Source organism: Halalkalibaculum sp. DA3122, from assembly GCF_043951865.1.
GTDB lineage: Bacteria > Bacteroidota > Rhodothermia > Balneolales > Balneolaceae > JAMQKA01.
Window position 1 is genome coordinate 24548 of record NZ_JBINJF010000007.1, and the last position, 24850, is coordinate 49397.

The 24850-nt window shown below is 48.9% G+C and carries 27 protein-coding genes and 1 tRNA gene; 3 read left to right on the forward strand and 25 right to left on the reverse strand.

The window, feature by feature from the left end; translation table 11 throughout:
- The first annotated feature begins 278 nt into the window (after nt 1-278).
- Nucleotides 279-626 carry a hypothetical protein gene (locus ACG2F4_RS06585; protein ID WP_395259426.1) on the forward strand — a complete coding sequence of 116 codons (348 nt, stop codon included), beginning with the start codon at nt 279-281 and terminating at the stop codon, nt 624-626.
- 9 nt (nt 627-635) lie between these two features.
- Nucleotides 636-1007: a hypothetical protein gene (locus tag ACG2F4_RS06590; RefSeq protein ID WP_395259427.1), complete on the forward strand. Its 372-nt coding sequence runs from the start codon at nt 636-638 to the stop codon at nt 1005-1007.
- A gap of 190 nt (nt 1008-1197) precedes the next feature.
- On the opposite strand, the gene ACG2F4_RS06595 is transcribed toward ACG2F4_RS06590, so the two are convergent.
- From ACG2F4_RS06595 to ACG2F4_RS06715, 25 genes are all read right to left on the reverse strand, one after another.
- A tRNA-Arg gene (locus ACG2F4_RS06595) sits at nt 1198-1271 on the reverse strand.
- A gap of 510 nt (nt 1272-1781) precedes the next feature.
- Nucleotides 1782-2144, reverse strand: a complete 363-nt coding sequence (locus tag ACG2F4_RS06600; protein WP_395259428.1) for a hypothetical protein — start codon at nt 2142-2144, stop codon at nt 1782-1784.
- Entirely contained in the window at nt 2141-2605 is a 465-nt protein-coding gene (locus ACG2F4_RS06605) for a hypothetical protein (protein ID WP_395259429.1), read from the reverse strand. The genes ACG2F4_RS06600 and ACG2F4_RS06605 overlap by 4 nt, the downstream gene beginning before the upstream one ends.
- Complete coding sequence (locus ACG2F4_RS06610; protein WP_395259430.1) at nt 2577-2936, reverse strand: hypothetical protein; 360 nt, start codon at nt 2934-2936, stop codon at nt 2577-2579. Before ACG2F4_RS06610 ends, ACG2F4_RS06605 begins: the two co-directional genes overlap by 29 nt.
- Nucleotides 2933-3466, reverse strand: a complete 534-nt coding sequence (locus ACG2F4_RS06615) for a hypothetical protein (protein ID WP_395259431.1) — start codon at nt 3464-3466, stop codon at nt 2933-2935. The genes ACG2F4_RS06610 and ACG2F4_RS06615 overlap by 4 nt, the downstream gene beginning before the upstream one ends.
- The gene (locus ACG2F4_RS06620) at nt 3466-3738 is read right to left on the reverse strand and encodes a hypothetical protein (RefSeq protein ID WP_395259432.1); all 273 of its coding nucleotides are present in this window, start codon (nt 3736-3738) and stop codon (nt 3466-3468) included. Before ACG2F4_RS06620 ends, ACG2F4_RS06615 begins: the two co-directional genes overlap by 1 nt.
- 531 nt (nt 3739-4269) lie before the next feature.
- Entirely contained in the window at nt 4270-4830 is a 561-nt protein-coding gene (locus tag ACG2F4_RS06625; RefSeq protein WP_395259433.1) for a transglycosylase SLT domain-containing protein, read from the reverse strand.
- Entirely contained in the window at nt 4830-6281 is a 1452-nt protein-coding gene (locus tag ACG2F4_RS06630) for a hypothetical protein (RefSeq protein ID WP_395259434.1), read from the reverse strand. Before ACG2F4_RS06630 ends, ACG2F4_RS06625 begins: the two co-directional genes overlap by 1 nt.
- Nucleotides 6282-6285: 4 nt before the next feature.
- On the reverse strand, nt 6286-6837 hold the full coding sequence (locus ACG2F4_RS06635; protein ID WP_395259435.1) for a hypothetical protein: 552 nt from the start codon (nt 6835-6837) through the stop codon (nt 6286-6288).
- A gap of 1 nt (nt 6838) precedes the next feature.
- Nucleotides 6839-7258, reverse strand: coding sequence for a hypothetical protein (locus tag ACG2F4_RS06640; RefSeq protein ID WP_395259436.1), 420 nt, complete (start codon nt 7256-7258; stop codon nt 6839-6841).
- A 3-nt stretch (nt 7259-7261) separates the two neighbouring features.
- The gene (locus ACG2F4_RS06645; RefSeq protein WP_395259437.1) at nt 7262-8041 is read right to left on the reverse strand and encodes a hypothetical protein; all 780 of its coding nucleotides are present in this window, start codon (nt 8039-8041) and stop codon (nt 7262-7264) included.
- A 73-nt stretch (nt 8042-8114) separates the two neighbouring features.
- Nucleotides 8115-8735 (reverse strand): hypothetical protein, encoded by a 621-nt coding sequence (locus ACG2F4_RS06650; RefSeq protein WP_395259438.1) that lies wholly within the window; start codon nt 8733-8735, stop codon nt 8115-8117.
- Between the two features lie 100 nt (nt 8736-8835).
- Entirely contained in the window at nt 8836-9279 is a 444-nt protein-coding gene (locus ACG2F4_RS06655; protein ID WP_395259439.1) for a hypothetical protein, read from the reverse strand.
- A gap of 96 nt (nt 9280-9375) precedes the next feature.
- Nucleotides 9376-16629 (reverse strand): helicase-related protein, encoded by a 7254-nt coding sequence (locus ACG2F4_RS06660; RefSeq protein ID WP_395259440.1) that lies wholly within the window; start codon nt 16627-16629, stop codon nt 9376-9378.
- Between the two features lie 4 nt (nt 16630-16633).
- Nucleotides 16634-17896 (reverse strand): hypothetical protein, encoded by a 1263-nt coding sequence (locus ACG2F4_RS06665; protein WP_395259441.1) that lies wholly within the window; start codon nt 17894-17896, stop codon nt 16634-16636.
- A 1-nt stretch (nt 17897) separates the two neighbouring features.
- Nucleotides 17898-18221 carry a peptidoglycan-binding protein gene (locus tag ACG2F4_RS06670; protein WP_395259442.1) on the reverse strand — a complete coding sequence of 108 codons (324 nt, stop codon included), beginning with the start codon at nt 18219-18221 and terminating at the stop codon, nt 17898-17900.
- Nucleotides 18218-18628: a hypothetical protein gene (locus ACG2F4_RS06675; protein ID WP_395259443.1), complete on the reverse strand. Its 411-nt coding sequence runs from the start codon at nt 18626-18628 to the stop codon at nt 18218-18220. The genes ACG2F4_RS06670 and ACG2F4_RS06675 overlap by 4 nt, the downstream gene beginning before the upstream one ends.
- The gene (locus ACG2F4_RS06680) at nt 18621-19307 is read right to left on the reverse strand and encodes a hypothetical protein (protein WP_395259444.1); all 687 of its coding nucleotides are present in this window, start codon (nt 19305-19307) and stop codon (nt 18621-18623) included. The genes ACG2F4_RS06675 and ACG2F4_RS06680 overlap by 8 nt, the downstream gene beginning before the upstream one ends.
- Nucleotide 19308: 1 nt before the next feature.
- Entirely contained in the window at nt 19309-19617 is a 309-nt protein-coding gene (locus ACG2F4_RS06685; RefSeq protein ID WP_395259445.1) for a hypothetical protein, read from the reverse strand.
- Between the two features lies 1 nt (nt 19618).
- The gene (locus tag ACG2F4_RS06690; protein ID WP_395259446.1) at nt 19619-19975 is read right to left on the reverse strand and encodes a hypothetical protein; all 357 of its coding nucleotides are present in this window, start codon (nt 19973-19975) and stop codon (nt 19619-19621) included.
- A gap of 11 nt (nt 19976-19986) precedes the next feature.
- The gene (locus ACG2F4_RS06695) at nt 19987-20403 is read right to left on the reverse strand and encodes a hypothetical protein (protein WP_395259447.1); all 417 of its coding nucleotides are present in this window, start codon (nt 20401-20403) and stop codon (nt 19987-19989) included.
- A gap of 4 nt (nt 20404-20407) precedes the next feature.
- Nucleotides 20408-21376 (reverse strand): transglutaminase family protein, encoded by a 969-nt coding sequence (locus ACG2F4_RS06700; RefSeq protein WP_395259448.1) that lies wholly within the window; start codon nt 21374-21376, stop codon nt 20408-20410.
- Between the two features lie 59 nt (nt 21377-21435).
- Entirely contained in the window at nt 21436-21663 is a 228-nt protein-coding gene (locus tag ACG2F4_RS06705; RefSeq protein WP_310681598.1) for a hypothetical protein, read from the reverse strand.
- Between the two features lie 9 nt (nt 21664-21672).
- Entirely contained in the window at nt 21673-22077 is a 405-nt protein-coding gene (locus ACG2F4_RS06710; protein ID WP_395259449.1) for a hypothetical protein, read from the reverse strand.
- Between the two features lie 21 nt (nt 22078-22098).
- Nucleotides 22099-23097: a hypothetical protein gene (locus ACG2F4_RS06715; RefSeq protein WP_395259450.1), complete on the reverse strand. Its 999-nt coding sequence runs from the start codon at nt 23095-23097 to the stop codon at nt 22099-22101.
- Between the two features lie 333 nt (nt 23098-23430).
- Here ACG2F4_RS06715 and ACG2F4_RS06720 point away from each other — a divergent pair, with 333 nt between their 5' ends.
- Nucleotides 23431-24798: a hypothetical protein gene (locus ACG2F4_RS06720; RefSeq protein WP_395259451.1), complete on the forward strand. Its 1368-nt coding sequence runs from the start codon at nt 23431-23433 to the stop codon at nt 24796-24798.
- Nucleotides 24799-24850: the final 52 nt, after the last annotated feature.

Below are 24850 nucleotides of genomic sequence, written 5' to 3' on the forward strand. Positions count from 1 at the left end.
ACCAAATTTGTCTTTTCAATGTAATCTTTAGAGGGAGCTTCATTCATTATAAAATTTAAAACCTAGGTAGCATAATATATACTTATGTCAATCAATGCTAATTTAGGCTCTTGAGTAAAATGGTTCAACGTATAGCCATATTAGTATTAATCTGACTACATAAATCCATTATTATAAGGTGATATATGTAGTAGATCGCTTGACACAAGCTTATAATTTTCCTGTTATGTCGATAAGACTACCATGATGAGCAATAAAACTTGTATTAAAAGAGTTACATGACGTATATTGTGGGAAATCCCACCATGGGATGTATTTATCCCCTGGAATGCAATGGAAGAAAAAATAGACAGTTAGTTATGAATGCTACAGAAAAGAAAAAGGAGTACGATGCCAAACTCGACTCTAAAAAACGATTAACTATACGAGGAGCCCGTACAGAGTACTACCATGTCACGGAATTTGAAGATGGATCTGTTAAACTAAGTCCCCGAGAGTTGATCCACCCTGATGAGGTTTCCAAGCGTACGTTAGAGATGATGGACAAGGCGATGAAGAACCTTGAGGAAGGTAAGGTATCAGAGCCGGTGGACATGGAAGAACTCGAAAGGCTGCTTGAGGAGTAATCGCACCATATGTTTGAAATCTTGATGGGCGTCCCGGAAATGAAGGAGTTTTGGGACGATTTAAAGACCCGTAAAAAGAAAAACCAGTTAAGCGGGGATGAGAAAGAATTATTTAAAAAATTTGGTAAAGCCATTCAGTTTTTAGCCGCTGATCCTAGGCACCGGGGACTACAGACGCACGAAATCGATGATTTAACTCGAAGGTATGGTCAGAAGGTCTTTCAATCATATCTCGGGCAGGGGAAGCATGCCTACCGCCTGTTTTGGGTCTATGGTCCTAATCGGAAACAAATAACGATTATCGGCTTAGAGCCACATCCAGAAGATGCCAAAAGTGGGGCTTATGATCGTATTAATCTTTCTGATCTGCCGAATCCTTAAGATCTAGGTCGTAGCCAGTCTATCTGTGGAATAGTCGTTTAAAGACAAACATTCCTTGGTGCCATTTCATGTACCATCATACGTTACATCAGCATAGCACGAGTGGCGATTTTCCGAAAAAAATTTGTTCGAAAAGAGTAGTCATAAAATAAGCAGTGCCTGCCCATTGTAGGCAGGCACTGCTATGAAGTACGCCCGGTAGGACTCGAACCCACAACTTTCAGATCCGAAATCTGACGCTCTATCCAATTGAGCTACGGGCGCTTACAGTAATGTGTCAAGGTCAGTTGTACAACTTCTGCAAGTGAGTCTGACTGAGTAAAAGCCAAAGAACAAAATAACTACCGTAATCCTATTCTAAGCACCCCCTATTGCAAGTATTGCCACTGGATTGTCTGACTGGCCTGTTCCGAAGACATGACGATATTACGTTATATAAATCAGAAACACTGATTTTTAAGATTCATGTTACATCATTTGTAACAACAAATATGAAAGCTGGGAATGGGTTTCATTCTAAGTGATTTTTAAAAAATTAGGTTAATCTCTTTTAGTCCAGTTTCAAGGTTTTGATATTATGAGATATGGCTATCAAATAAGTCTTCTCTTGTTAAAAAAATATGAATTATAGTAGGCTTCATTTAAATGCAAGAACTGTAAATATATAAGGCCTCACAAGTATCAGTTGTGAGGCCCTGACTATTCATCAAGAGAGACGCCCTAAGGTGGGCGCTGCAAAATATCTACTTTTCCGTTTGTTATATCAAGATATCTTTAAAAGAGTCTTGTAAGTAGTGATTTGATAAATCCACCAATACGAATCAGCATTCTCCCGCCGTACTGATCAATTACAGTCCGCAGCTCATGTAGAAAAAGATCCAATAGTCGCTCCTTTTCTTGAGGAGAAAGTTTCTTGCCCTCTTCGCTGTTGGGATTCGTATACTGGACGTACAAGCGAAGAATTTCTTGGGCTTTTTCATATAGGATTCGGATTTGAACCGAGGCCGACAAGGCTATCATCCCCAAGATAACCACGCCAATTTCGGCCAAGTTATTTGGAGCCATCAGGCCTGAAAGCCAATCAGTGCTTAAGAAAACTAATAGGGTTGTGAAAATGAAGGATAGAAATGTAGTCATCGTTTTTTCTTTGATTTATGGGGTTTGTATTGGGAAATATCTACGGCTTGAATTTTGAGATCGGAGTAATCCTCATCAAACAAGGAGTTTCCGGGAATCCTGTATTCCTGATTCTTCTGCATTTGCTTCAGCCAATTTCGACCTAAATTCTTAGCCTGTTGGTCGGATAACCCGTCCCCTTTCCCTTGGAGTAGATCATCTACAGGATTGGTCTGTGAGGCCCCCGATGAAATGGCAATCATACCATAGAGATATCCTATGATCTCTAGGATGGAGAGGATGAGCAAAAGGGTTGTATCAATTCCAGATGCAGATAACCTGCCGGTTGACAGGAGTCCAGAAATAGTGAGGCTGGCTATGCCACTTTTTACGATTCCCTTTCCCTTTTCAGGGGTTTTGCTTTTGAAAAGACTGATTAGGGTGGGAACAGCCTTAATAATTGGTTTTAGTATCTTCAGCATTGGAGGTGTCCTCCTTAATTTTAGATTTATACCGGTGGAGTTGGCTGGGAATGGTTTTGAATTCAATAGAGCGAATTCGATCATTATGATCTTTGAAACGTTCATCCGCATGCTGGACATGCGTTTCTAAGCTTTTTTCCAATCTGTGGAGATTGTCAGCCTGCACTTTCACTTTCTCATTGATGCCAATCATCAGCTGGTACCACTTTTTGATCTCAGCAGTTTGATTATTGATCGAATCGTAGATGCCGGTCAGAAACAGGCAGATGATCGTAGTGACGATCAGCTCCTTATACTTTTGAAAAAAGCCATTGGTTTGTGGATTATTCATGGCCCGTACCTCCTTATCGTCTCGTCCAGCGTTATGGATTGCTTGTTTGTTTTACAATAAAAGTGTCCACTGGCAAGTGATTGGTAATAGTACTGACCGTCAATTCGCAGCCAACGCAGCGGACGCTGGGAATGGCCGTTCCCTGCCCATCCGTCCACGTGCAAACCGATAGCCGGTACTTTGTTACCTGCTTTGTTGGTGTAGCTCCAATCAAAGTACAAGCCTACGCCGTTAAATCCCCAAGTGGTTGCAAGTAACCAATGTTGTAGTTCTAAAACTTGACTGGAAAGCCACTGGTCAAAAAGCAACACATCAAAAGCAAACCCGTGGCCGTGGGATTTTTGGTCCCCTTTTCGCCAGGCGGAGCTGATAAGGGTCGGTAGGCCGTGCCATCGGCGCCAAGCTAAAAACGAACGCAGAAATCCGATGTCCATGTGTTTGATCGTTCCAGGACCTTGGATTTCGAGCTCTCCGATAGAGAAGTGGTTGCCGTAGCTATCCAGCAGCGCGTTATAATCTTGAGTATTCATTATTTTTTACCTCTTGTGGCTACAAGCAACAGGCCAACGATACCTAAACCGGCAACTACTTTTACAGGCGTTGGTATTTCGCTGTTAATGTACTTTTTGGCTTCCTTGATGAGGTCTTTCTGGGTCTCACTGTTGGTTTCGTCTTGGCCGGATTCGCCCAGGCCCGAGTGGCATCCGCAGTCGCTTTGCAGGTACTCGGAGCCATTCGCTAATGAGTGATCTGTGCAGCCGCAACCACATGGCTGGTCGGAGTAATGTAATGTATGTTCCATGATGGAGTTGTAATGAGTTGGTTATCGTTGAATTGAGTTAAAAGAGAAGTTTCCAGAGCAACAGGCCGGATATAGTTGCCCCACCAGCTGCGGCGTGTGTTTTCTTAATTTCCATGCCACCTATATTTATGGCCCCTTCTAAAAAACCGCCGTTGGGACTTGGTGAGCTACTTTGCACCGACGATTTAGATTTCGTTGCCCTTTTCTTCTTTTGAGAAGATGTTTTTGCGGTTGATTTCTGTTTGGTCCGGGTCTTCACGTTCCTAGTGACAGGTGGTTTTTTGGCCAGTTTTACCGTGATACGCCGAGGGGCCGGAATAGGGCTACGATGTTCAATGACCGGATCCAGGACTGGCCTCTTCATAATGGGGGTTACTCTAGGGTTCGGAGAGGATCTTCGGGACCCAGAAACGGTTCTGAGGGGTGTACTGATTTGGGTAGCGGGGCGTAGCCTTTGGTGTCGGATAGCGGGTAGGCGTCCTAATCCCTCCGGATAGGTCTCGTCGGTATCGATATAATGGGAATCCGTGGTCATAATTTCTGTGGGTTGATATAGTTATAGGTAAGAAGGGCCACTACACTTAATGGCAGCAGGTACGCCGACAGGCTAACGGCTTTGGAGAAGCCTAGCAGCTGGCTGATAAGCTGTTTTCGCTGCAGGACATCACGGCTGTAGTCCCGTCCGGTGGTGACCGCATCCGGTGGTAGTCCCGCATAAGTGGCGGTACGCACTTTGTTTGGGCCAGCGTTATAGGCTGCTACGGCCCAGGCGGTATTTCCGTTAAACTCTTGAAGAAGTTTCGCCAGATACTCGGCGCCATAATCAATGTTAGCCTGGTGATCAAAGGGGCTGTGATTCTCAGTAAATCCGGGATGATATCGCCGGTCAATCTGCATGATGCCTATCCCATTACCGTGATCACCGGTGCCATCGGCCGAAAGAGCTAGCCCCATCCGGCTCTCGCGGGAAGCCACTGCCAAAAGCAATACCAGGGGCAGGCCATACCTTTTTGATGCTTCTGTGAAATAGGGCATCAGGCCACGAATCCGCGCGTAGGTAAGTTCGGTTGACAATGAAAGTGAGCTGGCCATTAGACAACCATTTTGATCTTATAGTTGACCTTGCGCATCTGTCCGGCCATGATGGTAAATTGGTCGGCAGGCGCCAGGGCCCGGCGAGCTACCAGTTTTGGAATCCATTCGTCATAGTCATCCCCACGGTTGGCGTAAATACCTACCTCCTTTATGGTGATGTCGGTAGTGCCCCTGTTTTCAAACACGCGCGCCAGGTTGAAGTGCGCTTCATTATTGACCTCATCAATCGTCACCTGGTCGTCAATGAGCATTCCGTGATGGATGAGCTGCCCGTCTCCGCTGCCATGGGTGATACCTCCGAGGTTATAAGGAGTCTCTTGTGTGGCATCGGGAGATAGGTCAGCGTCTGTCATAGAGACAAATTTGTTGCTTTGGCCCAACCGAAGACCCAGATGCCATCCTTTATTTACTTCGGACGCCCGGCGCTCCAGAGAGGTCATCGAAGTGCCGCCACCGCCGATACACATCAGGTCCCGCCAGTTGGTATTGGTGTTTTCGACCGCTTGTCGCCGGAGGGCGCCCACAAATTCAGCGGTAAACCCACCGTTGGAACCGTTGAGATCCGTGTCTTGGTTGAAGTTTTCAAGCTCAAAACGGCACTCGTAGTCCAACGTCAGTGTTTTACCATTTGGAAGGTTCAGGGCCGCGGGCAGTACGTCACGGGCATAGAGGGTGGCAATGGTGTTGATTTCATGGCGGTTGACGTTGATGTGGGTCATCAGTCCCATCTCTGTGATAGCCAAGTCACCCCCGGATCCGTTAGTGAACGGGGCCGAAACGGTGAAGACACTTTTTTGTTGGTCTGTAATCACGCCGGAAACCGAGCGCGCTCCCCGAGCTAGCAACGCGTCAATGGGATTGTGCAGGCCCACATCAGATATGCTTACGGGGCGGCTGCCTTGCCCAATGGTGGGTAAAATAACGCGAAAAGGTGGGCAGTAGCTTTCGGTAGTCGTAATGGGATGATAGTGCTTGGCAATGACTTGCGCCTGGTCGGCTACGTAAATCGCTGGGTCAAAATTAGTTGGCGCGTCCTTCAGACGGATATAATAGTCGCCGTAGGTACTTTCGACCTCCCAAGTTCCATTGATCTGCGGAACCGAACTGCATCCCCAGATATGCACCCACACCGGTTTTTCGCCGTTAGGATTGACTCCGTGCATACCGCTGAATATATATTCCAGATAGTACTGGCTATAGATTTCCAGCGCCCCGTCGACAATATGCAGGGAGGTAATTTTTCCATCCTGAACGTAATCGTCGCCGGGACTAATCAGCCGATCCGTTTTCCCGCCGTGCATCATCCCGTGGACATCGCGCAGAAGGTTACCTACGAACGACTCGCAGTGCATCCGAAACAGGTGCTGCCCGTCGATGCTCACGTTGCAAAACAGATCCAGCCCTGATTTGGGGGTACCGATGGAGAGGGTTTGACTAATGGTATTCATAGGGTCAGGTGATAATGGTAATGGGGTTGGTGGTGGCATTGCTGCTGGTGGCTCCCGTCAGCTCCGACAGGTTGTTGTCTGTTGATAGTCCACTTGTGATGGATTGCGAGGTCACTTCCGGCTGGTGGTCCGCCCGGATGTCCGTCACTGGGGTACAAGCTAGATACCCTTCTTGCTCGTCAATAGGTCGCAGCTCTAAGATGACCTGGCCAGTCGGAGACTGAGTAGTCTGTTGGACATCGTCGGGTGTAATGACGGAGTAAATGCGGGATTGGCCGACTTGCCCACCGGCGGTCTTGGATCGAACTCGAAAATAGTGTCGGGCATCCAGGTAGGTGATGGGGAAATAAAGCGTATGGTAGCGCACCATCTCCGCTGGTTCGCGATGATATTCAGGAGTCGTAGCCAGATTTTCCGGATCCAAGCCCCAGTCCATTTGGGAGGAGGCTTTTTTGCCGGTAGCCCACGAGACCTGGATAGACCCATCAACCAGCATGCCACTTACCACCCGCATTTTAAACCCTTCGCTGAACTCTTTGCCGGTAATTTCACTCATGTCAGGCGCTCCAGAAGATTTCGGTTACGAGGGCTTTTGAGGTATCTAAGGCTCCAGAGTCCTCATCCCATAGCCCCATCATGCCGCCTTTGTAAAGTTCTTTGAACTGGCGCTCGTCCATATGGAGCGTTTCGCCGGGCTTGAGTTTGAAGGTATAATAGCGCCCGTCAATACGGTTCTCATCCAGGGCAATCATAAATTCTCCATCGCTACTATTATGGATGATGACGCCAAGACGCATCGGGTTTGGGTTCACCAACTTTACGGGATTGGTGGATTGTTTTAATACCGGAGAAATAGAGGTTCCAATTCGCCTGCCTCCCTGTTGGCCGACAGAGATATTATTCCCGTGAAGTTCAAGTAGCAGGCTATCCAGTTTTTGGGTCAGCTCGCAGAGGGATGCGATTAAGGCGTTCCACATCGGTTATACCTCCAGTGGTTTGCTATCAGCTTGCTGGACAGCGTATGCTTCACAGAGGAAACTTACGTTGGCCTGCGAGGGGCCTCTGTTGGACCCATACACCTGAAATGGCATATTAGAGCCAATGATAAAGGGGACGTTAGCATAGAACTGGCCGAATTCGTCGTTAATCTGCTCCAAATAAACCTCGTTGCGGATAGTCGTATTATAGACTTTCAGGCTGGCGGTGATATCGCCCGGCCGGTCGCTGGTCATTGCCAGGCGTCGGGCTTCCACGTCGATGCTTTTGGCTTTTACGCCCATATCGATATTGACTGCACCCGGTGCCAATGCGGCTTGCCCGTAGAGAAAGCGCGGTTGGGGCATCGGACTGCCAATTTCGGAGTAGATGTTTATCAGTTTGGTTAGGCTGTAATGATCGTAGCCGACAAGCTGGATATTGACTGTTTGGGGCGTGTTATGCGTATTGGTAAGCTCAAAGACGAGGCTGTTGCTTTTCTGAATGATAAACGGAGCAAGCAGGCCCTCGATGCGTTGAAAAAGCCGGTGGACGACGGCAAGCTGTAGGTCTCGAAATAGGTACAGGTCTTCATTCAGTCGTGCTGATACCAGCACCTTGTCCATGTTGGGAGCATAAGGGAGAATACGGCGAACCCCGAAACTTTCCCCGCCCATCCCGTTCATGATAATTTGCCCACTTGCTCCCGCCGGAAGATCAACCGATTTGGCAGGATTGAAGGGGCTGGACTCGGTTGGTGGAATAAAATTCTTTACAATCTTCATCGCTGATACGTTATAGGATTAGAGCAATATTGAATAACCGGCAACGGCCACGGGCCGCTGCCGGTTAGGGAGGTTATTTTTCGGGCTTCATTTCGGCGACGACAATACTTGCGCGCAGGTACAACAGGCCTTGGCCGGATGTGGTCCAGCCCGCATCACTTGGGAACACCGAAGCATCATCAAAGTGAACCGATAGCGATAAGGTTTGGTTAACCGCCAGATCGAACGGATCGGCCAGGCGATACTCGTCAGCGGATTTCAGGGAAGCAATGCGCTTGAAGACCACAGGAGCATCTACGGTATTGGCCGTACCCGCTACCATATGCATACCTGTGCCGGAGAAGTTGGAGTGCTTGGAGATGGGCACCCGCAAAAATTCTTTGTTGTCATTGTCAGCCTGCAAAATAACGCCGGCATCCTTCAGGGAGTTGACAATGCCACGCGCATCAATGCCGTTGGCTTCATCGTCCTCGATGAACTGCTTGGTCACCTCGAAGGAAAGCGCGAGGATTCGTCGCTTAAGCTCGCCCGGGAAGGGATTGCCCACGTAGTTGTTCCGGGTGATTTGCCGCGTGGAGTTGGGCGGGAAAAAGTTTAGGACCGCCCCATTTTGTTCCACCTTCTGAGTGTCAAAATAGGTTTTGATGCGGGCGCTGGCGGGTACAATTGCTTTTTTAGTAATTTGGTTGCTCATAGCTTGTAGTGTTAAAGAGATTTTAGTTGGGCCAGTTGGCCATTTAGCTTATTCCCGTAAGCAGTCTCTGGGCAGTGAGAGCTATGAGTAAAAGAGGGGGTTATACCTCCACGGTTTCCTCAATGATGTTTTCGATTTGGGATACGTGGCCGGTTTGCTGGGGAAGCGAGGCCGCAGGCGCGGCTGTTGCGGGAATGTCCTGGTCATCCCACAGGTATTCGCTGCCTTCCATCAGGCCTTGAGAGGGCGTCCAGTCGGGCATGACGAACTTGATCAGCTCCATCACGCCTTGTACGCCGAGGCCCATGGCCAGGCCGCGAAGGTGGGCGTTCTTGGTAAACATGGTGAAGACCATGCCGAGCGTAAGGGGCAGGCCAACGCGGGCCGCTTGCTGAACGGTAGGCGAGCTTCCGCCAAGAATAGCGGGAACGGCCAGCCCGTTAAGCTGTGCACCAATTGCCTGGCCGCCCACAATATATCCGGCAGTGATAAGCTGCTGCTTGAATTCGCTGACAGCTTTTTCGGTTGTTAGTTGTTTTGCCATAGTTGCAGTTTTTGGGGTTGTTGGGTTTTCGATTATATCCAAGTGGGTTGGATTTTTTGCAAATATTCGTTGGGTCATGGGAATGGTATTAAGGGATTAGTTGAGAATTCCTCGTCCGTCGATATTTAAGTTGGTTATGATATACACATCTCCGTATTGGAAGATCGGGCGCTTGCCCCCGTCGAAGTAGTGATAGTACTGGTGGTTCTCACCTTTCTTGTCGCCGGGGTATATCACCTTGTCGCTGCCGTACATGATGCGCTCAGCGTGGCCGATGGAAACCAGCTCAGCTTCACCAGGTGGAAACAGTTCGTAGTCATAGCCGTCGGCTGGAAAATGATGGAACTCCTGGTACATCTGCTCGGCTTGGTCGTTGTCAAAGGCTCCTTTAATTAATTTCATGCGGGTGGTCGGGAAGGCGAACAGCGTGGTTCCCTCGGCGTCGATGATCATCGCCAGATCCTGATTCTCTGAAAGAATGCGCTGCATGAACCCTTTGGTGTCGATGAATTCTAGTTCGCCCACGGTTCCAGCATACGCCAAGGGTTCCTCGTATAAGGTTTTGAGCGGTTTGGGAAGCGCCCTGTTCTTTCCGGGTGCTGATCTGTTGGGACGGATATCGTCAGGCTCTGGCGTGTCGCGATAAATACCAACTTCACGCACGCGAACAGTCCCTTTTATTCCATAGGTGGGCGCTATGCGATTGAGTTCTTCATAGAGCTCCGTGCGGTCAGTGAATTTGGTTTTGACCAGCTCGTTGACTACATCTTGCAGGCGGGTGACCGTTTCTTGGTTGGATTTCAGGTTGTCTTGGGCCCGGGCAAGCTCGGTTCGGGTTTGCTCGTGGGTAATCTCTAGTTCCTTCAGTGTTTTCTTCGAACGGTCCAGCTCGGCGGTGATCTGCTCGATACGGACCTGAGCGGACTGTTGCCATCCTTTTTCGAGGGCTAAGAAGAGACCCGCTAGCTTGTGTTTAATGATGGGCAGCCAGCGCTCGGTTTTGTACATGCCCAGCTTTTGTTTTATGTGATCAAAGGTTACTTCCGTCCCGTCTGGATTTGTAGCCTGTTTTTCGGCTTCGATATCTACCTCGTAATGAGCGTAAAAATCTGCTTCATCGGCAATGATATTACCTTTATTACCCGCCAGGCTTCGGCCCGATTGCACCGGCTCGTCCATGCTCCAACCAAATTCTTCATTCAGCTGGTCACCGGCCATCTGTTTGATGGAGCTCCATTTGATCTTGTTGTAGAAGCTTCGGCTGGGAGCGTTGGGGTCAGGGATAAGATTAAACAGTACCCGCCCGTTGGCATTATTTTTCGGTACTTCCAAGGTCAGTTCGTGGCGGAACCGTGGGATGCGTTTGCCGTCCGTGGAGAGGTTATTTTCGATGGTGCCGATTTCTCCGCTGTAATCCAGCCATCCTATGCGGATAAGTCCTTGCTCCAAAGCCTCGGCCCCCGAGGCTGGAAGCTCCGAATCCAAAAGGGATTGCTCACGGGCAATAGCAGATCCCATACGCTCGGAGCGTTTTGTTACATCCCCGCTTGCTTGCGCCAGAGATGACTCCAGACGTTGGGTTTCGCTGAGCAAGGAATCGATGCGGGCTTTCAGCACCTTGGTTTGGGCTTTGGACTGGAAAAATTCTTTGACCCGTGGGTCGGAGTTGGTAGCGGCCACCATTTGCTCGTATTCCAGGGACTCTCCCTCGGAGTCGGCAGAGGTTTCTCGGCCATCTCCAAAGAACAGTTCGTCAATCCAGCTTTGTTTTTTGCTGACCAGCTCCAGGCGGTACTGATCGAAGGAATCCTTCATTAGGTAAAAGTGGATGTTCACTTTTCCGTGTTGGTTTCCTTGCCGGAGCCCGCGGCCGTTGCGCTGCTGAATTTGCGAAGGGGTATAGGGTACGTCCATGTGATGCAGGTCGGTCGTCCATTTTTGCAAGTTCATCCCTTCGGCGATGGATTGGTTTCCGATCAGCACACGGTACTTGCCCAGGTTGAAATCATCCTGCACCTGCTTTTTGAGGGCTTCCTTATCGTCGGACGAAGAGACAAAATAGTCGTCACCTTTCGGGCCGGTGCCAATAATAGAGCCGTTAATGATGGCAATTTCTCCCCTGGGGATCCCGGTTTCGGCCAGCTCCTCTTTTATTAGCTGATGGTAGCTCCCGCCTTTTTGGCCTTCCACGGAGATCCAGTCGCAGAAGATGATTTGGTTGCGGAAGGTAGGAGCGGCTGGATTTACGCGCCTACTGTACAGGGCTTCGACAATCATTACCGCTCGGTCGAAGGTTTCTTCCATCGAGTCCGACCCGTCGGAGTGTTTTTTCCGCTGTTTTTCGATCTTGTTCAGCAAGAACTGCTTCCCAACGGGGACTTCGTGAAGGTCGCCTTCGGTGGCCTCGATTTCACCGGCCACCTCTTTGAAGTATCCAAGGGATTTTAGCTCCTTGATAAGTTTGTGGCGGGACTGGCCATGGTATGGATTCGGGTTTTCCCTAGCAGGGTCAGATGTTACTTTGGAAAAATAATCGCCATAAATGCTATCGGGTATCCTGCTTGGAGTTGGATTTGCGCGTGTAGCATAACTTTCGGCAACGTTATCTACCAAGGCGCCCAGCTTCAGGAACTTACCATCTACGCCTGTGAAGCTGCTGTCATAGACGCGAAGATCCGTAGCTATTTTACTTCCGTCGCCGGTGATGACCAGGAAATTGTCTTTGGTCTGGCATCCGCGCTGGCGCATGCAGTCCAGAATGTTATCGGCCCGGAGAATAATATCGTCAAAGAGCAGCTTGTGAATTTCACTGGGCTCGATAACCTGCTGTTTGGTTTCGGCTTCGGGGCGCTTGAATTTCGGTTTTAAAGCTTGGGGGTTGCCTTGGTTATCGGTTACAATTTCGCCTGATTTATCCCGGAGGTAGTCCGGAAATTTCTCGTAGAATCCCACCAGCTGATCATAGCTTTTGATGTCCATGACTTCATCAATGATGGCACGCATTTCAGGCAGGTTGTAATATCCGGCTACTACGCGCTCGGTTCGGTATTCGCCGTTGGTCTTTTTGACGATCTTTTCTTCCTCGCGGACAAACTGATTGATAAAGTTGTCCAAGTTGGCAATCTGGTATTTTTCGAGCAGATCCGGGGCGCAGAGGTTGAGCATGTGCCACACCTCCACCGGGGAATTTACCACCGGCGTAGCAGTCAGGACAAACACGTTCCGGTAGTCCACTTTTGAAAACAGCCACTTCGTTTTTTGAAGCGCGTCCTCGGCTCGTTGGGATGGTTTGTTGGCTGCAATACCCAGCTTGGCCGCTTTCGCGCTCCCCAGAGCATTTTTGTAGAAGTGGGCTTCATCAAAGAACAGGGCATCCACCCCGAGCTCATCAAAAAAGATATCGGTATCCAGGCGTTTGGCACTGGCTACATTGCGGAGCTTCGCCTCCCACTCCTCTTTCATCTTCTCCAGCCGCGTCACCATCGACTTTTTGGCCGTTGAGCTAAGGGCATCATCTTCTTCGATGAGTTCGTCGAAATTTTCGATCATTTGATCGAAATACTGGACGCGCTCCGAGTACATTTGCTGCTGGACCGCTGGAGATAGCGGGAGGCTCTTGAAAGCGTGATCGGCGATAAATATCGCATCCCAGTGGTAAAGCTGGGCCATGGTCAGTTCCTTATGGCGGTCTTTCCCTGCCATCTTCATGTTGAGGATTTTCGCATCGGGGAATAGCATGGAATATTCCTCCACCCACTTTTCCTGGACTTTACCGGGCACCACAAACATGGGTTTTCGGCAGGCGCCCTGCTGCAACAGAACCTGGGAAGTGATGATAGCCGAGAGCGTCTTACCGGCGCCCACGTCGTGGCAGTTGGCCCCGCGTCCGTTCCAAACTAATTTTTCGGCCACCGCGCGATTGTGTTTATACACCGCAAAATCCTTTACCCCGTAGAAGGTGTCGGACATGCCGCGCACTCGGAGAGTACTCCCATCGAATTGCGGGTTGATATGAGCGTTGTACTCGTGGTTATATGCCAGTTCGATGAGTTCGCGGATCTCCGTGGAGGCTTTGGTACGTACCCACTGATTGAACTTTTGGGGCACGCGCGTGAGCATCTGGTCATTATGGGTCCTTTGTTTGGCTCGGGACCGCTCGATAAGAGCTACAAGCCCTTTCTGTTCGGCATATTTCAGAGTCATATTGGGTATGACATTGTCATCCTCATCATAGAAGACCAGCGGAAAGCTTGAATCCTGAATATAGTTGTTGATGATTTTGCTGAAGGGCGTCTGTCCCCAACCTTGGTTCCAGTCATCTTGGGTTTCCTCACCGCTGGCCACATACCGCCCCGCTTTGCGGAGTTTCATATAGAACCGGTTGCCGAGGTCGGCCTTGTCTTTTACAAGTCCGATATGCACGTCCCGATAGCCCAGCTCATCTTTGATCCACTCCGTTAGCACTTTCGTGGGCAAGTATGTGAAAATGTGGCGGGGATCGACGGTGATGCTGTAGGCATCAATCCACTCAGGAAGAACCGCTTGTAGGGCCTGGATATTTTTCTCCAGCTGATTGTCTTCGGCTATTTGCAGTTTCTGGCGAACATTTCCGGCCAGGTATTGGTAACGAAATTCGTAGTTATTGGACTCAGGGTTATAAAAGAAATCCGGATGGTCCTCGATAGCTTCGGTGAGCTCGGCCCGGCTGGCCGTACCCCCTTTGTAGGTGGAATGGTAGAAATCCAGCGAGAGCTCTTCCCCAATGGAGCGGCCATACATGGCAATTTCGGCCAGGTCATCGGAGTCGGAAACTGCCGGTACGTAGTTGCGATTGAACATTGATTCGGCATCGATGATATCAGCGTAAACCAGGTCTCTGCTGATGGGATCACGCTTAACAAAGGTCGTGAGTTTATACAACCGGTTGTCGTAGCGGAATATCTGGCGAATGTCTTCGTCTTCGTCGGGAATGCCGTAGCTGTTGATATGGCTTTCGAGTAGCTCCTTAAACTCTCCGCGGAGCGGCTCTTTTTGCTCGCTCTCTTGGGCTAGTGCCGTGACGAAATCATCGTATTTGTCTAGCATCCGGCAGGACGAGCTGATTTTGGCGCGAAGTCCTTCGCCCGCTTTATCCGAGCCGCCCACGGTAATAGGGTTGAAATAGTGGCGCTGTTTTTCGTAGAATTTCTCATCATGGAAAATGATATTCCCGGCGTGGTAATCGCGGGTTGTCTCCAGCCGCACGCCCTCATCGGGGATCCGGTAGAACGGTATTTTCCCCGGAAGCGGATATGGGAAGCGAAGATCATCTCCAAGAACCTTGCCGGCCGTGGCCTCATCTACTTGGCCTTTGACGCCCATGCGGGTTAAAAACTGCATGTCGTGTCCCTGAATATGTTTGCCTAGTACCTGCTGGGGATATTTCTGGTAATACGGATTATAATAGGCCCCGTAGGATTCGCCTTTGTGTTCGGTGATACTTACCGCGAGATCCTGGTAGGCAAACAGCTGGTTTAATTCACTGCTGACATCAGGATGGGTTTCGCCTCTAGCGTCGGGATACTTCTGAAACAGGAGCAGATCCGTGGTTACAAGGGTATCGGCATTGTCTTTGAATGCCGTGGACGGGAGCCGGTAGGCGCCCACAAATCGGGCGCGCTGGACCATGGCCTGTCGGATGGCCGGATCTTTTTTGTCCATCGTGCCGACCGAGGTGATCACCGCCATAAAACCGCCCGGTTGGAGAGCGTCCAGAGACTTCAAGATAAAGTAGTCATGGATGCGCGGATTTAGGTGAGCCAGCGGATCGCGCTGTGCATGAATTTTTATATCTCCAAAGGGGACATTGCCTATGGCGCCGGTAAGATTGTATAGTGACAGGTCGGTCTCAGCAAAGTTTTGATGTTTAACTAACTGATTAGGGTATAGGAGCCGAGCAATACGAGCGCTCACTGCAGACCGCTCAACCATCAGCATGCGATAGCTGCCGGAATTGGGTAAAAATCCCGCAAAATTGCCAATGCCTGAGCCGGGCTCTAATATGTTGCCACTGTCCACACCCATAGCCTGGAGTTTATCCCAAATTAGCTGTATCAACGGGTAGGAGGTGTAATGCTCGTTGAGTAGCCCGCGCTCGGTGCCGGTGCGATCCTCCCCGTACCCCAATCCACCAGCTCCAGTATACCGGCGAAGGGTGTCCAGGTCGGATTCGGTGATAGCACGATCTTCTTTTTCCAAGACGGCCAGCGCTGCTTCGTTGGCCCGGCGACGCTCGGATTTCGTTAATTTGATCGGATCATAGTTTTTCAACGAAAGGTCTGAAAAATCGCTTCCATATTCGGCTTCTCCCGCACGATCTTCAGAGGCTTGGTATGATTGGTTGTCTTCAATTTTAGTTGTTAGGTCCTCACTTGTGGCACCTTCAAAAATTTGGTCAAAGTCGACGCCAATAATATTTCCATGCTGGCGAAACAGTTCCAATGCCTGCTCGCGATGCTCGGTTGGAAATTTGTCTAATGAAAATGCCAGTGCTAATTTCTTTACCGTTTCGGTGAAGGAGTCCTGGAGTGCCTGCAACTGGCTAGGAGGATTGTTACGACTCGTCAGCTGTTGGTTCAATTTTGTGGAGTTGTCCAGAAGGTCATCTATTTCCTTTGCGGCCTCCTTATTTCCCTGGTCAGCTTTCCAGGCCAGATCGGTTAGCTGTTGCATGCGTTTCGTATTAAGTGTATTGGATTTATAAGGCTGGTGAGCCGCTTCAGCGATTTGGGCCATACGCTTGGTTTTTACCTGAATCTCGACCGGAATATCTCGGGTCGGACCCGCCATCACGACAAAATGGTGAGCGCGATATCCTCCAACGGGCTTGGCGTATTTGTCTTCATGTTCAAATGCTTCTCCGATTGCTCCTGAACCAATTTGTTTTACCACTTGATCCAGATCTTTTTGATCAGACAACACGATCATGCATCCGGCCATATCGGTCAGGCCTTGCATATAGTGTTCGCCAGCGCCAGCCTGCTTGATATCTCCTTTAATGCGCTTGCGACGCAATTTATTGATAACTGAATATGGAGATTTAACGCGCCCTTTTATCATAGCTTCCGGTTGCATGTCGGTGAGCTTTGCTACCACTTCATCGAGGGCCTGCTGGTAGTCCCCTCGTAAGTCGATCAGCTGTTTGATTTCGTCGGTAAGCTTGGTTTCTTCGACAGTTTCGGTGTCCCCGGCCAGCTGCGGGTTGGGATCGTCGGCGTTGGGGATACCGTCTCCATCGAAATCGCCAAAAATACCGGGGTAATCCTCGGTTGTAATTTCGTCAAAAGGAGTAACAGTCGGATTGTCTCGCATCGGGCTAGCCCAGTATTTTGGTTAAAAAGGCATCCAGTTTGTCCTGGCTTTCTTTGGCGGCTTCAATGTCGATGGGTTGCTGCGTTTCTGCGGCCGGGTCGGTGTCACTCGTTACCGGTTTTTCGCCAGTAGAAGTGTCGGCGGGCTGGGTGACTGGGGTCGGTTTATCTTTGCCGGCAGGCTTCTGTTTTGCCTTTGGCGCTGGCGCCTCATTTGCAAAAGATTTTTTGTCCTTTTTAGCAAACGCTCGTTCCTGTCGCTTATATTCTTTAGCGCCCAAAACGACCTTGGCATGATCTTGTTTGAATATGCGTACTTCCAAATCGCCATATTTGCTGACTAACTTTTTCCAGCACGCTTTGAGCCCGCCCCCTTTGCCTTCTGTACAGGCCTGGTATTCCAGGTGGCCATCGAGGAGCAGGTCCAAGACATATCGCTTTTTGGGGTAGTCGGCGGTGTAGCGGATCGACAGATGGGCATTTTCGGATTCTCCGGAATGCTTCGGGGCATAGCAGGGCATCTTGCTGCCGAACATGGAGTTAATGCGTTTCCAGGAGCGGATTTTGTGGAGCTTGTCTAATTCTTTGAGGGTAATTTTAAAAGGGGTGTCCACGGGATTTTCGCGGTTGGCTGGAGCCTTTTGTTTCGCTGGCTTAGTTTTTCGGGAAACGTTTCGGTCAGCGGCTGTAAAGGGCACGGCAATAGCGGTCAGCTCCTGGTAGCGGTTTTTTTCGGTTTCGGCTCCGCCTTCTTTGGTAACCTTTATTTCGATGTCGCATTCGTGGGCAATACTGGTATTACCCTTGTACTGTCCGTCCTTAGTGGCATGCGATACCATAACAAACATGATCCCGTTTTCTCGGCACCACTGGGCCAGCTCCACGGTTTCTTTGGCGTTGGCATCGATCACGGAAATCGAATCCAGAATACAGGCGAAGGATCGGTTCTTTAGCAGAATTTCTTTGAGCGCCTGAATGGATTTCCATTTGGTGAAATTCAGGTTCCGGTGGGTCGCTCCTAGGCGCTTGACGCGGTCAACCAATGTTTTGCCAAAATGTTCTTCGGCGGGGATATACTCGATGCGCCCGTGTTCGGCTAAGGCATCAGCCAGTCCGAGACTCATCGTTGATTTACCGGCTCCTTTTTCGCCCCAAATAAAAATGACGGCATTCTTTTCGGGCTCACCGAGAAGTATCCCGTAGGGTTGTGCTATTTTTATGCCTTTAATATTAAGCTTGGAAAGCTGCTGGGCAGTCATTGATTCCATATTACTGTCGTCTGATTGTTTTAATTGCGATTCCAATGGCGATAATAGTCAGGCTGCCAAACAGCAATACCTTCCGGTTTACCGATGCCTGTGGTGGCCTTTGGGTTATGGCGTTCGGATTAATGCCTAGTTTTTGTAGTAGCTCCTGACCGGCTATGCCGCTGGTCGGGAGCCCAAACTGTTGTTGGGCTTGTCGGACGGCCTGCTGGGTCTCCGGGCCAAATATCCCGTCGACACCATATTTGGGCAGGTCCATACCGGCGGCTTTGAGTGCTGATTGCAGGTGCATGACCTGCGGCCCTTTGTCACCTATTTTGAGAGTCATTGGGAAGATCGGTTTCGGTTTATGAAGGTGAGACCGGCTATTCCAATGGCGATGCCCATGGAAAGAAAGCCGGCCTGTTTAAGTGTGGCCATGGATTTGCTTTTTGCAACGGTTTCTTCAAGACCGATAAGATCACTTACAGCCTGTAGGTCCACATATTCGAAGTACCGGTTGATAACCCCAGCATGTTGGTGGTAGACGGTATTTAACCCATCTTTATCGGTTGTAAGGTCAGCCATGATGATAGCCGTAGTTGCGGCTTTTCCTTTCTTGCCGCTTAGGGCGCGGTCGGCTAGGCTAATGGCTTTGCGAAACGCATTTTTTCCGGTTTGGCGCAGGTAGCTGTTTAGCCCGCCCATACCGTCGTCCACAATCTGATAATCACGACCTTCAATGAGCTCACGCATTTTTCTGTTCCTCCCGGCCGGTGTCAGGGTTGGCTATGTTTTTCAAGCTGTCTCGCATGCCGGGGATAAGCGGGCCAAGGAAATACGCTCCGGCTCCGATGCCAACCAGCCATAATACTTTAGTGAGCGTGCTGTTGACGCCGCTGAATGCGCTTTGCGGATTCGGTAAGCTAATCTGATACCACGGCTCGGTGGGCGGGGCATATACCCCGCTCTGTTGGCCTTGGTCGATATCCAGATCCAGCGTCATAACCTTGGAGGCCGCAAGCGGTTTGGCTTCGGATATATTGGCTTCGGTGACATTGCTGGGATGCAGCTCAAAGATGACCGGGTGATTACGGTCCGGACGAAAAGATCGCCCGAACACCAGCCGGGTTTGCCCGCGACAGCCGTCCCACATGCTGGTCAGGATTCGGGATATGGCCAGTACCTTTCGGGATTGCGGATCAAGAGCGGCAATGACCGCATCAGGACATACTATAAGTAGAAACGAGTTCCAGAAGTTGCGGTACCGGTCGATTTCGATATCAACGGAGAAGGGAACCCCGTTTTTGGGCACCCCGCGCTCGGGATACCGGCCAATAATGCGAACTTCGCCAGCCTCAGAGCTAATAATATTTCCTGTAATGCCAGCGGATCCTAATCCGTTGTCGCTATATGCATATTGGGTCTGGGTCATGTTATCTTCGTCTGGTTAAGATTCGAAAAGCAAGATATCCACCGGCAATCCATCCCAGAGTTTTCTTGTGTTGGTCAAACCAATTTCGGAGCTCTTCGGAGGGTCGGGCGGCTGAGAGCCGCTGGCAGATCGACTGGTCTTCAGAGGCTTCAACCTCTGCCCCTTTTGGGACTTCCTGCAGCTGGATGGTCGGTTGCAGGTACACCTTTTCCTCCGACCGAGAGGGATTTGGGTAGCGCCCGTTGGGAATATGACCATCGAGATAATGAGAAATTCCTACCGGATGGGCGGGATAAGTGGCTTCTATCATATTACGATTTCTTTTTTAGTAAGGTGTACATGAGTCCTCCCCCAACGGCAACGACGCCGCCAATAAGCAGAATGCTCGTCATATTGGGGCTGCTCGATTTTTGGGCTTGCAGGAGCGCCATTTGTTGCTGGGGGGTCAGGCCGCTGCCACTGGAGTTATTTTTTCTGCCATTGATAACCCCGTCCACAGTTACGGCGGTATCGGCCGCTGTGGTCAAAAAGCTGGACAGGTCATTGAGGATACTGCCAAACTTAGTTTTCTTTGACTCCGGAGGGGCAGTAGGAAAAGTGGTGGTGGTAAAATTAAACGGTCGGGTAGTTTGCAAGAAATCGATTTGATCAAAAGAGCTGCTGTTCATAATGCAGTAAGTTATGCAGGTTGGGGTTTGGCTTTTTTCTTTTTGGCGATGAGCATAATCGCTACTCCAAGGATAGCCACGCCTCCGACAGCCGCCCCCGCAATCATGGCTGTGCTTGCGGTCTCTTGTTTGGCAGCTGTATCGGTGACGTTGTGCTGTAGGGCAGTCATGAGTTGCTGTTTTTCCTGCTCTATTTTCTTCTTTTCAGCCAGCTTGCGCTCGTGGGCCTTGCAGAGGGCTTGCGATTTTTCGCGCTTGCGCCGACAGCTTTTGAGCTTGCCGAACATCTTTCCCTTACAGCTCTGGTTGGCATATCGGCAGGGATCATCTTCTTCCCAGCCGTCTAAGCCACTACGTAGGCTATTAGGTATGATCAACTGATCATCGTCGTTTGTTATCGCTATAGGTTGTAAGTAAGCACTACTCATAAGGTCAGGAGTGGTTAAGGGTCCAGTAGCTGATACCGCCAAGCGTCAAAAGCCCGGCCGAGAGTCCGCCGTACAGGAGCCATTTTTTGTTTCGAGATTGTTGTTGGCTGGCCAGAAAGCTGTTGTCCAGGCTTCCGAACCTATTCAGGTAATCAACGGCCGGTTGGCCATGTTCTTGGATAATCATAGCATACTGCTGGAGGACTGCGTTATCCTTTTGGGAAAACGAAATGACATCCGAGCGGACCCCTCGGGCCATCAGATAGTCTCGCCACTGCCCGCGCTGGATGCGCTCATCTTTATCCTTCGCGCCAAACCATTTGGAAAACATGCTTTTCATAGTGACGCCTGTTTGCAGAGCTGTCGTTGCAGCAGCGGTCAGGGTAATCGGGTCAATACCTAATCCGTCCGGCATCCGGTTCGGCAGGTGCTTGGATTTTTTGATGAGGGTTTCGTCAAAAGCGAATCCTGGATATTTGGCGACAGTCGTATCAAAAGATTTCCATCCATCAGGGGAGCGAAAGACGGTGTAGATATGATCGTAGTTTCGTCCCGTCCGGCTTACAATCCGAAATCCGGTTTGAATGCCTAGGCTTTGTAGCAGGGCTGACGACAGGATTGCGTGATCGTCGCAATCTCCAGCCTTTTGCTTGATTGTGACATCCGGGGATTGAATGCGCTCAACATTCCAGGGATCACGAACGTAGTTGATATTACGAGTCATCCACTTGTAGATAAAATCTGCAATCTGATCTACATTTCGTAGGTCAGGAAGGCCGGTGCTAATATTCCTGGGAACCCTACGAGTGATTTTTAAAGCAAGGCTGCGGATATCATCCCGGCCGGTATATTTGGTTACGAGCCTGGAAGCTAATTCGAGGACGCCATCGATACCAGGGTACTTTTGGCGGCGGGAAATAATAGGGGCGGCAGCATCACCTTGTAGGGTAAGTGCTGCCGCCTTATTGCTCATCACTAAACCGTCGGTAGTGACTGCGTTACGGGAAGGGGTGATATGAGGATAGTGGCTACTCAAGAGCGGTAGGTGATATAGTCAAGCAGAAGTTGCAGGCCGTGCTCGGGGTTGCGGGTTGTGACATCACCGAGCCGTTTCGCTAGTTTTGGATCAAGGTCGCCCAGGCTGATAAGCACGCCTGCAAATTGACGGGAGCGCGTGATGGTCGTTATTCCTGCGGTATCCAATTCCTTGTAGATATTATCCCGAAGGCTCGTAACGGGTTGTTGGGTAATGGTTGGCATAGGGGTTAACTAAGATTTGGGTCCGTTGGACGTGACTAGTTTTTGCAGTTCGATAATGACTTCCGTAAGGAGCGCCTTTATTTGATTGCTCACCTTCATACCGGTAAAGCGCAGCAGCTGTTGGCAAGCGAAAGGGGCAGGGATATAGCAGAGCGTAGTTGCGTGTTGCCCTAATCCATCCACAAGGGGATATATCGTTTTTGCAATGCGTTCGGCTCCGATATCCCTGCTTATCGCTTCTTCGGAAAGTAGTTTGGCCATGCGTGTCCAATCCTGTATCGTAATCGGGCGCCCGTAGGACTGCATCAGTGCGAGTTGTGATTTAATGCGTTTGGCATAGCGCCCGTAGGGCTGCGGGTGGTCACCAAGATATTCGAGGGCCATTTTGAGCAAGGGAATATGATCAGGATTCATGGCGGGGTTGTTCAAAGTTGGTTATATGGTCATGGGTGATTCGGGATGGCCACCTGCCTCGGGTGAAGAAAAGCTGCCGTTCAGAGTCGGCCCGCCTGCGGCATCCAGTAGGGTCTCTGGGATATCGGCTCCGTCGGCGGGAAGGTGCCGAGGAGTCTCCTCCCCGGCACCTTTGGGTTGTTCGGCTTCGTTTTTCAGGAGGGCATCTTGTTGGGGTAGGTCAGACTTGTTCTGAGATTGAATCTTTTGGGCTACTGCGGCTTTAAAAGCCTCGGTTTGCTCGGGAGTTAGTTGGCCTTGGCTTCCGGCCCGTTGGGCAAAGAGCCCTGAGATGACGCTAAAAAACAAGGGCGCATTTTCTTCCAGCATATCTAGCATGCGGCTTCCGGCGTCTCTGCCACCCGCTCGCTGTTCCATCTCCATGCGGAACTTTACCTTTTCCAGTTCTCCGAGCTCTTTTTCGAGAGCTTTGAGGTTACTTCGTTGAATTTCTTTGAGCCGGTCAATTTCGTTGCGATGGGATTCTTTGAGGTCGGCCAGCTCTTTCTGGTGGGTGAGCAGGGTCGTAGTTTTATCTTCGGCAAGTTCTCGTTTCAGATTCATAATCTCATCAACCTGCTGGCGGATCTTGCGGTCCGCATCGTGGAGCTCCCCTTCCAGTCTAAGAATACGGTTGCTGTAATAGTCTTCGTCTTTGGTCTCCCTGGAGCCCGTTGATTGCCCGAACAGGTCACCAGCTACTTCAGCCTGCTTGTTTGGGTCGTCAATCCGGAAATTGATTTCAATATCATGGTCATCGCCGGTATGCAGGGTATAAATGCCAGGCTCCAGGCGGCACATGGCCTTCGCCACCTTAAAAGGAGAACGAATGTTGAACGGAATATCCTTCTCGACGTCGATGAAATCATCAGTCCGGCCAGTAATGCGCCCGAAAATAGGCATCCCCTCTCGCAGTTCCTGGAGGGTAGTGGCATAATCGCGTTTCTGGGTTTCTAAGGTATTCGACAAGTGTTGAGGCATCGGGCCAGGCTTGGTTAATATGTCGTGATTGTATCACTATTTGCAATCACCGATGTCAACGTAACACTATTTCAAATCAAGAGAAATACCCCGGGATGGGCTGGAATAGCCTGCAATAAACTGCCAGAGATTGGGACAGGATGGGAAAAGAAGAAACAAGATGTGCTAGTTTGAGAAAAGTTCTTCTAAGAGTGAGGGATATGGATAAACAATATATTGACAAATCCCTTTTAGATGAACTTAAACTTCAGCTTTGCATAGTATATTGACAATGAATAGTATTTAACTCTCTGCTCATAAGCTAAGGTTAGCTATTTGTTAAAAATTCACCTCATGAAGATAGAATTACCTGATCCTTTTATAGAACACATAAATTCAAAGGGAGAGTATTTTTATTCTGAGCTCTCTGTATTCAGTAAAAAACCTTCTGAAAATACTGGAAATCCAAATAGTGAAAGATCGGTTGACCACCATCCTACTAGCCATATATCAGACGATGGTATTGAGATAAATACTGAAAGTGTTGTTAATATTTTGGGAGAAGAAATAGTTAAAACTTTTCCTAATCCCGATAACGATACATATGTTGGTTTCAAAGATGAGAAACTAGAGGAATACTCAACTTTCATTGATAGCTTAGCCAAAAGAAAAGAAATAAGAGATCTTCTTAGCGATAAATATTTAGATAAATTGGTTTTTCAATGGCTAAAAGAAAAGTATCTAAAATCAAGTGAGGTTACTTTAACCAAATATATAATTAAGAATTCAGAAAATGATATAAAGCCTTTTAGAATAGCATTTCCAATCCAAAACTTATTCATAGATAGTTCTTTTTCAGTAGGCAATTGTAAATTCACATTTTTAAGACAGAATTTATTTGATGATTTAGAAGAACACTATCAAAAAGAGCATGGTAAGGAACCTTCTAAAACGCACCAATGGCTAAGAGATAACTTTCAGGGAAAAGTTATTGCTTACCATGAGTTGATTGCTGAACAAGATAAGGCAATTGAAATTGCAAAAAGGGAAGCTGAAAAAAGTCTTGTGGGTTTACGGTTTTATTCACCATCAGCAAAACTTCCAAAACTTATTTCTACGGTTGGTTTCTTTGAAAGTAATATAGTTCCAGCCACCCATGTTTTTGCCTTTTCTGAAGGACTCCCAGACTTTGTAATTAATCCCAAAATAAACGGTCAGCCATTCTGGAATATTACAGCTCAGGAAATAAAAAGAATGGAAGATCTAAGCATGTATTTAATTGATGATTTATTAAAAAAATCGGAATTAACAGATTTCCAAGAAACTTTAACTAACTGTCTATTTCTTCTCGACAAAAGCATTACCTCTTCAGACATTCAAGATAAATTAGTATTTCTACTAGTATGTCTAGAAACACTTCTACTGAAAGACTCAGGAGAGCCAATCAAAAAATCTATTGGACTCAGATTATCATTTTTAGGTTTTGAAGATATTGAAGATCGGAAGAAGGTATTGGAGTATTTAAGCGAAGCGTATAAATATAGAAGTTCTTATATCCATCATGGACGTCGAACAGATATAGATGATGATCTCTTAACCTATTTCCAAGCTCATGTTCGTACAGCGATATTAGAGTCTTTACATAAGATGGACGAATTTGATACGAAATTATCCTTTTTAAACTACCTTGATGATCTCGTACTTACCGGAGACAAAGCATAAACGAACAGCTAATCCGCCTTTAAGGGGACATACCTCGCCTATACTTTGCCGG

Bases quoted from the DNA above. Each gene is read 5' to 3' on its own strand.
- ACG2F4_RS06585 (WP_395259426.1), top strand. From the start codon at position 279: ATGACGTATATTGTGGGAAATCCCACCATGGGATGTATTTATCCCCTG.
- ACG2F4_RS06590 (WP_395259427.1), top strand. From the start codon at position 636: ATGTTTGAAATCTTGATGGGCGTCCCGGAAATGAAGGAGTTTTGGGAC.
- ACG2F4_RS06600 (WP_395259428.1), bottom strand. From the start codon at position 2,144: ATGACTACATTTCTATCCTTCATTTTCACAACCCTATTAGTTTTCTTA.
- ACG2F4_RS06605 (WP_395259429.1), bottom strand. From the start codon at position 2,605: ATGCTGAAGATACTAAAACCAATTATTAAGGCTGTTCCCACCCTAATC.
- ACG2F4_RS06610 (WP_395259430.1), bottom strand. From the start codon at position 2,936: ATGAATAATCCACAAACCAATGGCTTTTTTCAAAAGTATAAGGAGCTG.
- ACG2F4_RS06615 (WP_395259431.1), bottom strand. From the start codon at position 3,466: ATGAATACTCAAGATTATAACGCGCTGCTGGATAGCTACGGCAACCAC.
- ACG2F4_RS06620 (WP_395259432.1), bottom strand. From the start codon at position 3,738: ATGGAACATACATTACATTACTCCGACCAGCCATGTGGTTGCGGCTGC.
- ACG2F4_RS06625 (WP_395259433.1), bottom strand. From the start codon at position 4,830: ATGGCCAGCTCACTTTCATTGTCAACCGAACTTACCTACGCGCGGATT.
- ACG2F4_RS06630 (WP_395259434.1), bottom strand. From the start codon at position 6,281: ATGAATACCATTAGTCAAACCCTCTCCATCGGTACCCCCAAATCAGGG.
- ACG2F4_RS06635 (WP_395259435.1), bottom strand. From the start codon at position 6,837: ATGAGTGAAATTACCGGCAAAGAGTTCAGCGAAGGGTTTAAAATGCGG.
- ACG2F4_RS06640 (WP_395259436.1), bottom strand. From the start codon at position 7,258: ATGTGGAACGCCTTAATCGCATCCCTCTGCGAGCTGACCCAAAAACTG.
- ACG2F4_RS06645 (WP_395259437.1), bottom strand. From the start codon at position 8,041: ATGAAGATTGTAAAGAATTTTATTCCACCAACCGAGTCCAGCCCCTTC.
- ACG2F4_RS06650 (WP_395259438.1), bottom strand. From the start codon at position 8,735: ATGAGCAACCAAATTACTAAAAAAGCAATTGTACCCGCCAGCGCCCGC.
- ACG2F4_RS06655 (WP_395259439.1), bottom strand. From the start codon at position 9,279: ATGGCAAAACAACTAACAACCGAAAAAGCTGTCAGCGAATTCAAGCAG.
- ACG2F4_RS06660 (WP_395259440.1), bottom strand. From the start codon at position 16,629: ATGCGAGACAATCCGACTGTTACTCCTTTTGACGAAATTACAACCGAG.
- ACG2F4_RS06665 (WP_395259441.1), bottom strand. From the start codon at position 17,896: ATGGAATCAATGACTGCCCAGCAGCTTTCCAAGCTTAATATTAAAGGC.
- ACG2F4_RS06670 (WP_395259442.1), bottom strand. From the start codon at position 18,221: ATGACTCTCAAAATAGGTGACAAAGGGCCGCAGGTCATGCACCTGCAA.
- ACG2F4_RS06675 (WP_395259443.1), bottom strand. From the start codon at position 18,628: ATGCGTGAGCTCATTGAAGGTCGTGATTATCAGATTGTGGACGACGGT.
- ACG2F4_RS06680 (WP_395259444.1), bottom strand. From the start codon at position 19,307: ATGACCCAGACCCAATATGCATATAGCGACAACGGATTAGGATCCGCT.
- ACG2F4_RS06685 (WP_395259445.1), bottom strand. From the start codon at position 19,617: ATGATAGAAGCCACTTATCCCGCCCATCCGGTAGGAATTTCTCATTAT.
- ACG2F4_RS06690 (WP_395259446.1), bottom strand. From the start codon at position 19,975: ATGAACAGCAGCTCTTTTGATCAAATCGATTTCTTGCAAACTACCCGA.
- ACG2F4_RS06695 (WP_395259447.1), bottom strand. From the start codon at position 20,403: ATGAGTAGTGCTTACTTACAACCTATAGCGATAACAAACGACGATGAT.
- ACG2F4_RS06700 (WP_395259448.1), bottom strand. From the start codon at position 21,376: ATGAGCAATAAGGCGGCAGCACTTACCCTACAAGGTGATGCTGCCGCC.
- ACG2F4_RS06705 (WP_310681598.1), bottom strand. From the start codon at position 21,663: ATGCCAACCATTACCCAACAACCCGTTACGAGCCTTCGGGATAATATC.
- ACG2F4_RS06710 (WP_395259449.1), bottom strand. From the start codon at position 22,077: ATGAATCCTGATCATATTCCCTTGCTCAAAATGGCCCTCGAATATCTT.
- ACG2F4_RS06715 (WP_395259450.1), bottom strand. From the start codon at position 23,097: ATGCCTCAACACTTGTCGAATACCTTAGAAACCCAGAAACGCGATTAT.
- ACG2F4_RS06720 (WP_395259451.1), top strand. From the start codon at position 23,431: ATGAAGATAGAATTACCTGATCCTTTTATAGAACACATAAATTCAAAG.